Origin of the sequence: Nonomuraea sp. NPDC050540 (assembly GCF_044457485.1) — a bacterium.
GTDB lineage: Bacteria > Actinomycetota > Actinomycetes > Streptosporangiales > Streptosporangiaceae > Nonomuraea.
This window is the reverse complement of sequence record NZ_JBITHA010000026.1, coordinates 1-12,348: the sequence shown is the minus strand read 5'-3', so window position 1 is coordinate 12,348 and position 12,348 is coordinate 1. Positions and strand designations below refer to the sequence as shown.

The 12,348-nt window shown below is 70.1% G+C and carries 13 protein-coding genes; 8 read left to right on the top strand and 5 right to left on the bottom strand.

The features are described from left to right. The first annotated feature begins 35 nt into the window (after positions 1–35). From ACIBI5_RS49440 to ACIBI5_RS49415, 6 genes are read left to right on the top strand one after another with little or no spacing between them, the layout of a single operon-like run. Positions 36–1,193 (top strand): ROK family protein, encoded by a 1,158-nt coding sequence (locus ACIBI5_RS49440; protein WP_397258029.1) that lies wholly within the window; start codon positions 36–38, stop codon positions 1,191–1,193. Between the two features lie 8 nt (positions 1,194–1,201). Then, positions 1,202–2,680, top strand: a complete 1,479-nt coding sequence (locus tag ACIBI5_RS49435; protein WP_397258027.1) for a sugar ABC transporter ATP-binding protein — start codon at positions 1,202–1,204, stop codon at positions 2,678–2,680. Beyond that, positions 2,677–3,666 carry an ABC transporter permease gene (locus tag ACIBI5_RS49430; RefSeq protein ID WP_397258025.1) on the top strand — a complete coding sequence of 330 codons (990 nt, stop codon included), beginning with the start codon at positions 2,677–2,679 and terminating at the stop codon, positions 3,664–3,666. The genes ACIBI5_RS49435 and ACIBI5_RS49430 overlap by 4 nt, the downstream gene beginning before the upstream one ends. Continuing rightward, a complete protein-coding gene (locus ACIBI5_RS49425) occupies positions 3,663–4,718 on the top strand; it encodes an ABC transporter substrate-binding protein (protein ID WP_379612160.1) in 1,056 nt (351 codons plus the stop codon). Before ACIBI5_RS49430 ends, ACIBI5_RS49425 begins: the two co-directional genes overlap by 4 nt. A gap of 14 nt (positions 4,719–4,732) precedes the next feature. Beyond that, positions 4,733–5,833, top strand: coding sequence for a Gfo/Idh/MocA family protein (locus ACIBI5_RS49420; protein WP_397258023.1), 1,101 nt, complete (start codon positions 4,733–4,735; stop codon positions 5,831–5,833). Further along, a complete protein-coding gene (locus ACIBI5_RS49415) occupies positions 5,830–6,837 on the top strand; it encodes a sugar phosphate isomerase/epimerase family protein (RefSeq protein WP_397258021.1) in 1,008 nt (335 codons plus the stop codon). Before ACIBI5_RS49420 ends, ACIBI5_RS49415 begins: the two co-directional genes overlap by 4 nt. 33 nt (positions 6,838–6,870) lie before the next feature. Here ACIBI5_RS49415 and ACIBI5_RS49410 read toward each other — a convergent pair whose 3' ends face one another. Next, the gene (locus ACIBI5_RS49410) at positions 6,871–7,425 is read right to left on the bottom strand and encodes a TetR/AcrR family transcriptional regulator (protein ID WP_397258019.1); all 555 of its coding nucleotides are present in this window, start codon (positions 7,423–7,425) and stop codon (positions 6,871–6,873) included. 87 nt (positions 7,426–7,512) lie between these two features. Between ACIBI5_RS49410 and ACIBI5_RS49405 the strand changes: the two genes are divergently transcribed. Further along, positions 7,513–7,929 carry an organic hydroperoxide resistance protein gene (locus ACIBI5_RS49405; protein WP_397258016.1) on the top strand — a complete coding sequence of 139 codons (417 nt, stop codon included), beginning with the start codon at positions 7,513–7,515 and terminating at the stop codon, positions 7,927–7,929. Between the two features lie 141 nt (positions 7,930–8,070). On the opposite strand, the gene ACIBI5_RS49400 is transcribed toward ACIBI5_RS49405, so the two are convergent. Genes ACIBI5_RS49400 through ACIBI5_RS49390 form a run of 3 tightly spaced genes read right to left on the bottom strand, consistent with a single transcriptional unit; the run spans position 8,071 to position 9,811 of the window. Continuing rightward, complete coding sequence (locus ACIBI5_RS49400; protein WP_397258014.1) at positions 8,071–9,156, bottom strand: Zn-dependent alcohol dehydrogenase; 1,086 nt, start codon at positions 9,154–9,156, stop codon at positions 8,071–8,073. A gap of 14 nt (positions 9,157–9,170) precedes the next feature. Further along, positions 9,171–9,362, bottom strand: coding sequence for a ferredoxin (locus ACIBI5_RS49395; protein ID WP_397258012.1), 192 nt, complete (start codon positions 9,360–9,362; stop codon positions 9,171–9,173). Then, on the bottom strand, positions 9,359–9,811 hold the full coding sequence (locus ACIBI5_RS49390; protein WP_397258010.1) for a pyridoxamine 5'-phosphate oxidase family protein: 453 nt from the start codon (positions 9,809–9,811) through the stop codon (positions 9,359–9,361). Before ACIBI5_RS49390 ends, ACIBI5_RS49395 begins: the two co-directional genes overlap by 4 nt. An 85-nt stretch (positions 9,812–9,896) precedes the next feature. Here ACIBI5_RS49390 and ACIBI5_RS49385 point away from each other — a divergent pair, with 85 nt between their 5' ends. Further along, positions 9,897–10,526, top strand: coding sequence for a class I SAM-dependent methyltransferase (locus tag ACIBI5_RS49385; protein WP_397258168.1), 630 nt, complete (start codon positions 9,897–9,899; stop codon positions 10,524–10,526). A gap of 84 nt (positions 10,527–10,610) precedes the next feature. On the opposite strand, the gene ACIBI5_RS49380 is transcribed toward ACIBI5_RS49385, so the two are convergent. Further along, on the bottom strand, positions 10,611–12,218 hold the full coding sequence (locus ACIBI5_RS49380) for a rhodanese-like domain-containing protein (protein ID WP_397258008.1): 1,608 nt from the start codon (positions 12,216–12,218) through the stop codon (positions 10,611–10,613). Positions 12,219–12,348 lie beyond the last annotated feature (130 nt).

The window sequence follows — 12,348 nt, the reverse complement described above, 5'->3', positions numbered from 1 at the left end:
TGCTTCTGACCGACGAGTGCTCCTATGGTCGGCGCATGAGCTCACCCCCCGGCTCTCCCGGCGACGTGCTGACCCTGATCAGCGCCGGGTCGGCCACGACCCGCTCCGACCTCGCGCGGGTCACCGGCCTGGCCAGATCCACCATCTCCCAGCGGGTCGACGCGCTCATCGAGCGCGGCCTGGTCGAGGAGAGCGACAGCGGCGAGTCCACCGGCGGCCGCCCGCCGCGCCAGCTGCGCCTGCACACCGACGAACACAGCGTCGCCGGCGTCGACCTGGGCGCCACCCACTGCCGCGTCGCGCTCATGGACCTCACCGGCGCCGTCCTGGCCGAGTCCGAGGAGCCGCTGCACATCGCCGAAGGCCCGGAAGCCGTCCTGCCCCAGGTCGATCGGCTGGTCGACCAGCTACTCGCCGAGGTCGGCCGGCCGCGCGCCGGGCTCAGGTCGCTGGGCATCGGGGTGCCGGGGCCGGTCGAGTTCGCCACCGGCCGGCCGAACAACCCGCCGATCATGCCCGGCTGGAACGACTACCCCATCCCCGACTACTTCCGCGGACCCACGGTCCTGGTCGACAACGACGTCAACGTGATGGCGCTGGGCGAGCACCGCAACGCGTTCGCCGCCACCGGCCACCTGCTGTTCGTCAAGGTCGGCACCGGCATCGGCTGCGGCATCGTGACCGAGGGCGCCCTGCACCGCGGGGCCAGCGGCTCGGCCGGCGACATCGGCCACATCAGGGTCAGCGGCCACGAGGAGGCGGGCTGCCGCTGCGGCAACAGCGCCTGCCTGGAGGCGGTCGCCGGCGGCGCCGCGCTGGCCCGCAGGCTCACCGAACTCGGATTCCCCGCCGAGTCCGGCGCCGACGTGGTGCGGCTCGTGCAGAGCGGCAACACCCAGGCGCTGCGGCTGGTCAGGGAGGCCGGCCGGCTCATCGGCGAGGTCCTGGCCGGCCTGGTCAACTTCTTCAACCCCGAGGTCATCGTCATCGGCGGCGCCCTGTCACGCGTGCACGAGCACCTGCTGGCCGGGATCCGCGAGACCGTCTACCGCCGGTCGCTGCCGCTGGCCACCCACCATCTGACGATCGTGCCGAGCCGTACGGGGGTGAACGCGGCCGCGCTGGGCGCGGGCATCCTCGCGATCGAGCACTACCTCTCACCCGAGAACATCAACCGGATCATCAACGCCTGAGAGGGCCCATGCTGGTCATCAGGGGAGTCGTCAAGCAGTTCCCCGGCGTGCGCGCGCTCGACGGGGTCGATCTCGACGTGCGGGCGGGCGAGGTGCACTGCCTGCTCGGCCAGAACGGCGCGGGCAAGTCCACGCTGATCAAAGTGCTGGCCGGCGTGCACCAGCCCGACCAGGGCACGATCGAGTTCGGCGGCGTCCAGGTACGCCCGAGCAGCCCCAACAACGCCATCAGGCTCGGCATCGCCACCATCTACCAGGAGCTCGACCTCGTCGACGGCCTCAGCGTGGCGGAGAACATCCTGCTCGGCCACGAGAAGTCGTCCCTGGGCTTCGTCCACCGCTCCGCCACCAACCGCGCCGCCGCCGAGGTGCTGGCCCGCCTCGGCCACCCGGAGATCCGCCCGTCCAGCGAGGTCGGCCGCCTGTCCCCGGCGGCCAAGCAGATCGTCTCCATGGCCAGGGCGCTCTCCCACGACGCCCGCCTGATCATCATGGACGAGCCCTCCGCCGCCCTCGCCCACGACGAGGTCGCCAACCTCTTCCGCATCATCCGCGAGCTGACCGCCCAGGGCGTCGCCGTCGTCTACATCTCCCACCGCCTGGAGGAGATCCGCGAGATCGGCGACCGCGTCACCGTCCTCAAGGACGGCCGCACCGTCGCCGTCGGCCTGCCCGCCCACGAGACCCCCACCTCGCAGATCGTCTCCCTGATGACCGGCCGCAACGTCGAGTACGTCTTCCCCCCGCGCGGCTCCGACCGCGGCCGCGAGGTGCTGCGGGTGGAGGGCCTCAGCTCGCCGGGCGCGTTCGCCGGCGTCTCCTTCTCCGTGCACGCGGGCGAGATCGTCGGCCTGGCCGGCCTCGTCGGCTCCGGCCGCTCAGAGATCCTGGAGGCCGTGTACGGCTCCCGCCCCAGCACAGGCCGGGTCCTGCTGGAAGGCAGGCAGATCAGGAGCGCGGTCGGGGCCGTCAGGCAGGGCATGGGTCTGGCCCCCGAAGAGCGCAAGGCCCAGGCGCTCCTGCTCGACCAGAGCGTCACCGCCAACATCACCCTCGGCACGCTGCGCGGCTTCTCCACCTTGGGCTGGCTGGACCGCGCCCGCGAACGCGCCGAGGCCAAGCGCCTCGTGGACACGCTCGACATCCGTCCCCACGACCCGGAACGCCCGATCAAGACCCTGTCCGGCGGAAACCAGCAGAAGGCCGTGCTGGCCCGCTGGCTGCTCGACGACCGCAAGCTGCTCCTGCTCGACGAGCCCACCCGCGGCGTGGACGTCGGCGCCCGCGCCGAACTGTACGCGGTCATCCGCAAGCTGGCCGACCAGGGGATCGGCGTGCTGCTGGTCTCCAGTGAGGTGCCCGAGGTGCTCGGCCTGGCCGACCGGGTGCTGGTGCTGCGCGAGGGCCGGGTCATCCACGAGAGCGCGGCCGAAGGACTCGACGAGCACCGGGTACTCGACATGATCATGGAAGGGAGCGCGGCGTGAAGGTGGACACCCGTGGCGTCGCCGTACGCGAGGCCTGGTGGGGGCGGGTCGGCGAGGCCCGCCACCTCGGGTTGGTGGCGGCGCTGGTGCTGCTCGCGATCGTCGGCCTGATCACCAAACCCGACAACTTCGCCACCGCCTCGAACCTGGTCAGCATCCTGTCGCTGGCCGCCACCATCGGCGTCATCACGGTCGGCATGACGTTCGTGATCATCGGCGGTGGCATCGACCTGTCCGTGGGCGCGATCATGGCGCTGGCCTCGGTGTGGGCGACCACGCTGGCCACCCAGGACTGGGGGCCGCCCATGATGGCGCTCTGCGCCGTCCTGGTCGGCACCGGGGCCGGGCTGGTCAACGGGTTGCTGATCTCCTTCGGGCGGATGGTGCCGTTCATCGCCACCCTGGCCATGCTCGTGGCCGCGCGCGGTCTGGCCCAGCGCATGTCCGACCGCAAGACCCAGATCGTCCAGCCGGAGAACTCCGCCATCGTGGACCTGTCGACCACGCGGCTGCTCGGCATCCCGCTGCTGGTCTACATCTTCGCGCTGGTCGTGGTGCTGGGCTGGATCCTGCTCAACCGCACCACGTTCGGGCGCCGCACCTACGCGGTCGGCGGCAACCCCGAGGCGGCCAGGCTCGCCGGGATCAACGTACGCCTGCACACGATGCTGCTGTACGCGCTGTCCGGCCTGTGCTGTGGCATCGCCGCGATCCTGATCATGGCTCGCACCACCACCGGCTCGTCCACCCACGGCGACCTGTACGAGCTCGACGCCATCGCCGCCGTGATCATCGGCGGCACCCTGCTGACCGGCGGCCGGGGCACCATCGTCGGTTCGATCCTCGGCCTGCTCATCTTCACGGTCATCACGAACCTGTTCATCCTCAACGGCCTCAACACCAGCGACCAGCTGATCGCCAAGGGCCTGATCATCGTCGTCGCCGTCCTTCTCCAGCGGCGCAACCTCAAGGAGAGAGCACCATGACCGAAAACGTCGCGCGCCGGGGATTCCTCATCGGCGGCCTGGGCGGTGCCGCATTACTGGCCACGGGCTGCACCTCGAACGAGCCGGCGGCGGCGCCCACCAGCGCGGCCCCGGCACCCGCCCCCGCCGCGAGCGGCAACGACCAGCCGGGGGAGAAGGTCGTCATCGGCTTCTCCGCGCCGGCCGCCGACCACGGCTGGATCGCGGCCATCGCCAAGAACGCCGAGGCGACCGCGAAGCAGTACACCGACATCGAGTTCAAGCCGGTCGAGCCGACCAACGACATCAACGCCCAGATCTCCGCGGTCGAGTCGCTGATCGCGGCCAAGGTCGCCGCGCTGGTGATCCTGCCCAACGACGGCCAGCAGCTCAACCAGGTCGCGCTGCAGGCCACCGCGGCGGGCATCCCCGTCGTCAACCTCGACCGCGTCTTCCCCGACAAGCTCGCCTACCGCACCTGGGTCGGCGGCGACAACTACGGCATGGGCGTGGCGGCCGGCCACCACGTCGGCAAGAAGCTCAAGGACAAGGGCGTCGCCAACCCGGTGATCGTGGAGATCCAGGGCATCGCGACGCTCCCGCTCACCCAGGACCGCAGCAAGGGCTTCGCCGACGCGCTCAAGACGTACGGCTTCAGCGTCACCGCCAAGCAGGACGCCAAGTTCACCGTGGAGACCGGCAACCAGGTGGCCGCCAGCCTCCTGCAGGCGCACAAGAAGATCGACGCGCTGTGGAACCACGACGACGACCAGGGCGTCGGCGTGCTCGCCGCGATCAAGGAGGCGGGCCGCAGCGAGTTCTTCATGGTCGGCGGCGCCGGTTCGCTCAACGCCATGAAGGAGATCCAGTCGGGCAGCTCGGTCCTTGAGGCCACGGTCACCTACAGCCCCACGATGGCCTCGTCGGCCATCAAGCTCGCGCGACTGATCGCCCAGGGTAAGGGCATGAGCGATCTCGTGGAGAACCAAGTGCCCCAGTCGATCACCCTCGCGTCGGAGACCATCACCAAGGAGAACGTCGAGAAGTACCTGCCATTGGGGTTTGAATCTTGATTAACGGCGTAGGCATGATCGGTTATGCCTTCATGGGACGCGTCCACTCCCAGGCGTGGCGGAACGTCTCCGCCTTCTTCGAGTTGCCCGCGAAACCCGAGATGCGGGTGATCTGCGGGCGCTCGAAGGAGGCGACCGAGGCGGCGGCCGCCCAGATGGGCTGGGCGGAGGCGGTGACCGACTGGCGCGAGGTGGTCGCCCGCGACGACATCGATATCATCGACATCTGCACGCCCGGCGACTCGCACGCCGAGATCGCCATCGCCGCGCTGGCCGCGGGCAAGCACGTCATCTGTGAGAAGCCGCTGGCCAACACGGTGGAGGAGGCCACGCGGATGGCCGAGGCCGCCGCGCGCGGGCCGGGTAAGAGCATGGTCGCCTTCAACTACCGGCGGGTGCCCGCCGTCGCCCTGGCCAGGCAGCTGGTCGCCGAGGGCCGGCTGGGCGAGATCAGGCACGTACGGGCGCAGTACCTGCAGGACTGGATCGTGGATCCGGACTTCCCGCTGGTGTGGCGGCTGCGGAAGGACAAGGCGGGCTCGGGCGCGCTCGGCGACATCGGGGCGCACATCATCGACACCGCCGAGTTCGTCACCGGCCAGCGCGTCGTGGGCGTGACCGGGCTGACCGAGACCTTCGTCAAGGAACGGCCGCTCGAGGGCGGCAGCCGTACGGACAAGGGCACGGAGATGGGCACGGTCACCGTGGACGACGCGGCGCTGTTCGTCGGCCGGATGTCGGGCGGCGCGCTGGCCTCGTTCGAGGCCACGCGCTTCGCCACCGGGCGCAAGAACGCGCTGCGCATCGAGCTGAACGGCGCGCTGGGCAGCCTGTTCTTCGACTTCGAGGCGATGAACGAGCTGTGGGTCAGCGACGGCGGCGCGGGCTTCACCCGGATCCTCGTCACCGAGCCCGACCACCCCTACGCCGGGGCGTGGTGGCCGCCGGGGCACGGGCTCGGCTACGAGCACACGTTCACCCACGAGATCAAGGACTTCCTGGAGGCGATCGCCGCCGGCGCCGACCCCTCGCCCTCGTTCGCCGACGGGCTGCGGGTGCAGCGGGTGCTGGAGGCGGTCGAGCAGAGCAACGGCGCGTACAAGGAGATCCCATGACCAGACCGGTCACGCTCTTCACCGGACAGTGGGCCGACCTGCCCTTCGAGGAGGTGTGCGGGCTGGCGGCGGAGTGGGGCTACGACGGGCTGGAGATCGCCTGCTCCGGCGACCACTTCGACGTGGCCGCCGCCCTGGAGGACTCCGGATACGTCACCCGCAAGCTCGAACAGCTCGACAAGCACGGCCTGAAGGTGTGGACGATCTCCAACCACCTCGTCGGCCAGGCCATCTGCGACCACCCCATCGACGAGCGGCACCAGGCCATCCTGCCCGCGCGCATCTGGGGCAGCGGTGACCCGGAGTCGGTGCGCCAGGCCGCGGCCGAGGACATGAAGAACACCGCCAGGGCCGCCGCCGCGCTCGGCGTGGACACCGTGGTCGGGTTCACGGGTTCGTCGATCTGGCACACCGTGGCGATGTTCCCGCCGGTGCCGGCCTCGATGGTGGAGGCCGGGTACCGGGACTTCGCCGACCGCTGGAACCCGATCCTGGACGTCTTCGACGAGGTGGGCGTCCGCTTCGCGCACGAGGTGCACCCGTCGGAGATCGCCTACGACTACGTGACGACCCAGAAGACGCTGGAGGCGATCGGCCACCGCCCCGCCTTCGGCCTGAACTGGGACCCCTCGCACATGGTCTGGCAGGACATCGACCCGGTGAACTTCATCCTCGACTTCGCCGACCGCATCTACCACGTGGACTGCAAGGACACCCGGATGCGCGTGGGCGACGGCCGCCGGGGCCGCCTGTCCTCGCACCTGCCGTGGGCGGACCTGCGGCGCGGCTGGGACTTCGTCTCGACCGGGCGCGGCGACGTGCCGTGGGAGGACTGCTTCCGGGCGCTCAACTCCATCGGCTACACGGGCCCGATCTCGATCGAGTGGGAGGACGCGGGCATGGAACGCCTCGACGGCGCCCGCGAGGCCCTGGGCTTCATCCGCACGCTGAACTCCATCACCCCGCCCGCCACGGCCTTCGACGCCGCGTTCTCCACCACGTGAGACCCCGGCCGGCCTTCTCGCGAGGCCGGCCTCTCACTCGCCTGAAGGGCCCAGGACGCGCTCCGCGGTCTCGCGGATGGAGGCGTGCACCACGGCCGGGTCGTCGAGGTCGAAGCCCACGGCTACGCCATCGCGCACGATCATGAGGATGTCGGCCGTGGTGTCGGGCGTGGGGTGCCGCGCCTCCTTGAGCAGGCCGAGCATCAGGTCGCGGAACCACTCCCGGTAGGCGGAGACGGCCTTGCGCACCGGGTGCGAGCGGTCGGGATACTCCGCGGCCGCGTTGATGAACGGGCAGCCCCGGTAACCGGGCAGGCTCCCGAACTCGCCCATCCGCTCGAACATGGCCAGCACCCGCTCCCGCCCGGACCCGTCCGGCAGTTCGCCGGCCAGCGCCCGCTGCCGTTGACTCTGGTCCTCCACGTACGCGGTGACCAGGTCGTCCTTGGCCGGGAAGTGGTGGTAGAAGGTCGCCTTGGCCACTCCCGCCTCGGCGATGATCCGGTCGATGCCCACCGCGCGCACGCCTTCGGCATAGAACAACCGCGTCGCGGTATCCAGGATGCGCTGGCGGGCAGGACTCGTCATGCCTTGACATTACCAGACAGGTCTGTCTAGTGTCTTGCTGTATCTAGACAGACCTGTCTGTCTCCATCTGCTGCGAGGAGCACTCCGATGAGCAAGGCCCTGTACACCGCGGTCGGCACCGCCTCCGGCCGCGACGGCCGCGGCGTCACCACGGACGGCAGGCTCGACGTCAAGCTGTCCCCGCCCGCCGAGCTCGGTGGCGCCGGCGCGGGCACCAACCCCGAGCAGCTGTTCGCGGTCGGGTACGCCGCGTGCTTCGCCAGCGCCATGCAGCTCGTCGGCAAGAAGCAGAACCTCGACGTCACCGACGTGGCCGTGACCGCCGAGGTGGGCCTGGTGTCCAACGGCGCCGGCGGCTTCGGCCTCGAAGTCACGCTGCGCGTGGAGCTGCCCGACGAGATCTCCGCCGAGGCGGGTCACGCCCTGCTGGAGGCCACCCACCAGGTCTGCCCCTACTCCAACGCCACCCGCGGCAACATCCCCGTCAACCTCGTGGTCGAGTAGCCCTCGCAGCGGGGCCGCGGACGCCCAGCGCCACGGCGGAGGATCGGGACGCCATCGCGTAGCCGGCTCGCGACAGTCGCATCGCGCTTTCGGTGGCATGCGAAAGGGCCGGGGTGTCGGCCCCGGCCCTTCCCTGTGTCGCTAGTCCATGACCACGATCTGGCGCAGCACCTCGCCGCCCTTCAGCGCGGCCACGGCGTCGTTGAGGTCGGCCAGCTTGATCCTGGCGCTGATCATCGACTCCAGGTCGAGCTGGCCGGCCTTGTACAGGGCGGCGAAGTAGGGGAAGTCGTGCCGCACGTCGGCCTCGCCGTACATGCTGGACAGCAGGTTCTTGCCCTCGAACAGCAGGCTGAACGCGGAGATCTGCACCATGTCGTCCATGGCGCCGGCGCCCACGACGATCACGTCGCCGCCCGCGCGGGTCGTCTGCCACGCGCTGGTGATGGTCGCGGACTTGCCCACGACCTCGAAGCCGTAGTCGAAGCCGCTGCCGCCGGTCAGCTCGGCCAGGGCGCCGGGCAGGTCGTCGGGGGTGACCGCGTGCGTGGCGCCGACCTTCCTGGCCAGCTCGTGCTTCGACGTCAGCGGGTCGACGGCCAGGATCACGCGGGCGCCGGAGACCCGCGCGCCCTGGATCACCGACAGTCCCACGCCGCCGCAGCCGATCACCGCGACCGTGGAGCCCGGACGCACCTTGGCGGTGTTGAGCGCCGCGCCGACGCCCGTGGTGATGCCGCACCCGATCAGCGCGGCCGCCTCCCACGGCACCTCCGGGTCGATCTTGATCGCTCCCTGCCACGGCACCACGCACTCCTCGGCCCACGTGCCGCAGCCCGCCATGCCGAAGACCGTGGAGTCGCCGCCGATGCGGAAGTTGCCCTTGGAGAACGACTCGATCACATACTTCATGCACAGGTACGGCTGGCCGCCCAGGCACAGGGCGCATTCCTGGCACGACGGGCGCCAGTTGATGATCACGTGGTCGCCCGGCTGCAGCGAGGTGACGTGCTCACCCACCTCGACCACCTCGCCCGCGCCCTCATGGCCCGGGATGAGCGGCACCGGCTGGGGCAGCACGCCGGACATGGCCGACAGGTCGGAATGGCAGACACCGGTCGCCCGGATCCGGACGCGTACGTCCGCCGGCCCGACCGGGGCCAGTGTGACGTCATCGCGGAGGTCGAGCTTGTCGTCGCCTACAGCGTGCAGAATGGCGGCGCGCATGGGGGTTCCTCCTGTTACTCCTCTAGGGAGAGGGCGGCTTTCGGGCAGGAACGTACGGCGTGCCGTACCCGGTCCTGCATGTCGGCTGGCGGCTCGGGGAGAAGGACGTGCAGGTTGTCCTCCTCGTCCACGTCGAACACTTCAGGGGCGAGCCCCATGCATACGGCGTTCGCCTCGCACACCAGGTAGTCGACCTTGATTCTCATGTGAGCCTCCTGTGATCCCATGAGACCACCCTGGCGCGCTCGACCACGTATGCGATGCGTTTTCTTCCGGTCAGTTCCACGTACGGGCGTAGTTCCGCGTCGGGCACTCCGGGCGTCATCCGGCGGGCGATCTCCATGCCGATCTCCAGCACGCGCTCGTGCTCGGCGACCTGCTTGGCCACGCCGTACAGGAGGACCCCGCGCAGTTCCGCGTAGTCGTCACCGGTCTCGATCAGGCAGCTGACCCTGGGGTCGCGGGCGAGGTTGACGGCCTTCTGGGCTTTGCCGTAGGTCCAGAAGGCGATCCGGCCCTCGTCGAGGCCGTAGAACATGGTCACCAGGTGCGGGGTGCCATCGGGGTTGATGGTCGCCAGCTGGAGCTTGCGCGAGCCCTCGATGAGGGCTGTGACGTCCGCTTCCGGCATCGCGATGCGCGCGCGCTGATTCACGTTGCCCAGTAGAACAGGTTCCAGAATCGCCGACAAGAGGGCAATGGAATGTTGTTCGGTTCCACTAGGGTGCTTCTCCATGACGATGCCGCCTGACTTGCGTTACGCAGCCGAGCACGCCAAGGGATTCATGCCGGCCGGCGAAGGGCTCGCCCTCTTCCACGCCGCCCTGAAATACGGAGGGCAGGGCCCCATCTGCGAGATCGGCACCTACTGCGGCAAGTCCGCGATCTACCTCGGCGCGGCGGCCCGCCAGGCCGGCAGCGTCGTGATCACCGTCGACCACCACCGGGGGTCGGAGGAGATCCAGCCCGGCTGGGCCCACCACGACCCGACGCTGGTCGACCCGCGCTTCGGCAAGATGGACTCGCTGCCCGCCTTCCGCACCGCCATCGCAGCGGCCGGGCTGGAGGACGAGGTGATCGCCGTGGTGGGGCAGTCGGGGAGGGTGGCCGCGTTGTGGAACACGCCGCTGGCCCTGCTGTTCATCGACGGCGGGCACTCCGAGGAGCCGGTGACCGCTGACTACGAGGGGTGGGCGCCACATGTGATGGAGGGCGGGGCGCTGGTGTTCCACGACATCTACCCCGACCCTGCCGAGGGTGGGCAGGCGCCGTACCGGGTGTATCTGCGGGCGCTGTCGTCCGGGGCGTTCAAGGAGGTGGGGGGTGAGGGGTCGCTACGGGTGCTGGAACGCGTCGGCCCCGGCATCTAGGCCATGGCCTTATCCGGACGTAGAGCTTTATCCGGACATAGAGCTTTAGGCGGGACATGGAGCTTTAGGTGGGGACGTGGAGCTTTAGGTGGACATCGGAACGCCTTGGTCGGCGGCGCGGGCGAACGCGTCGTCGATGACCACGACCTCGCGTCCCGCCTTCGCCAGGAGGGACGCGGCGGCGGTGGCACGGTAGCCGCTGCCGCAGTGCACCCAGATCTCGCCCGGCGGGATCTCGGCCAGCCTTGTGGTGAGCTGGGGGAGCGGGATGTTGAGCGAACCGGCCACATGCCCGTCCCGCCATTCCCCCGCCAACCGCACATCCACCACAACCGGCCCCCCACGCACGCCATCCCCGGCACCCGCCGCGCCGCTCGTCGCGCTTCCTGCTTCGCCCACGCCACCTGCTGCCGCGCCGGCGCCGCTCGCCGCGCTTCTCGCTTCGTCCGCGCCACCCACCGGAGCGCCTGCATCGCTCGCGGCGCTTCTCGCTTCGTCCGCGCCGCCCCTTGGCGTGCCGGCGCCGCTTCTGTTGTGGGCTGTGCCGGGCGCCTCGTCGCCTGGGGTTGCGGGGTTGGTGGTCAGGGCCTTGGCCAGGTCGGTGAAGGTGGCTCGGCGTAGGGAGCCCAGGCGGGTGGTCGAGGTGGTCAAGGCTTCTGGGGTGCCTACGGCCACGGCGGCCGGGTGGTCGATGCCGATGCGGACCAGTTCGCGCTGGGCCTCGGCGACCGATTCGCGGGTGGCGCCGATCAGGGTGATGGGGGCGCCGCGGGCGGTCAGCCAGCCGAGCCAGGTGGCCATGCTGCCGTCCAGGCCCAGGCTGACGGTGCCGATCAGGTGCGAGGCGGCATAGGCGGTGCGGGAGCGCAGGTCCACGACCCACTCGCCGGCGTCGATGCGCCGGGCCAGTTCGTTGGGGGTGGCGGGTTCGGGCAGGCGCAGGTCCACGGGGGCGGGGCCGGCGGCGTTGGTCGCGCCCATGTGGGCGTAGTAGGCGGGGTAGGCGTCCAGGCCGGACAGGACTTCGGTGACGAAGGCGTCCTCGGCGAGGCGCAGGGCCGGGTTGGCCAGTTTCTCCTGGCCCAGGGTTGAGGCGTCGCCGCCGGCCGTACCGACCGCGCAGAAGCTGCCGAACCCGTGTGTCGGCCAGATGCGCGCGCCGTCGGGCAGGGCGTCGGCGAGTCTGCGCGCGGAGGCGTGCTGGTGGCGGGCGAGGGTCTCGGTGTGTTCGTTGCCGAGCAGGTCGGGGCGGCCGGTGGTGCCGAACAGCAGCGAGCCGCCGGTGAAGACGCCCTCGGGGGTGCCGTCGTGGTCGAGGACGTACGACAGGTGGTGGAACGTGTGGCCGGGGGTGTGCAACGCCCGGAGGCGCAGTGTGGGCGAGATGTCGAGCGTGTCGCCGTCGCTCAGCGCCCGGTGCGGGAAGTCCGCCGCGTCGGCCAGACCGTAGACCGCGCCGGTCAGCCGGGACAGTTCCAGGCCGCCGGAGACGTAGTCGTTGTGGAGGTGGGTCTCGGCGACGGTGGTGATCCGGACGCCCAATCTGCCCGCCAGAGCGAGGATCCGGTCCACGTCCCGCTGGGGATCCACCACCGCGGCCGATTTCCCGTCGGTGACCAGGTAACTGCGGTCGCCTAGGGTGGACGTCTCGATCACGTGCACGTCGAACATCTGCTCAACCTCCTCACCCATCGCAACGGCTACCCTCCGGGGGTATATTCCGCGACGGATGCTCCTATAGATGTCAAGCGGCGGATTCTTGATCGTTTTTGGTGATGATCTGGTAGAGCTCGCGGGCGATGTAGCGTTTGAGGCAGCGGAT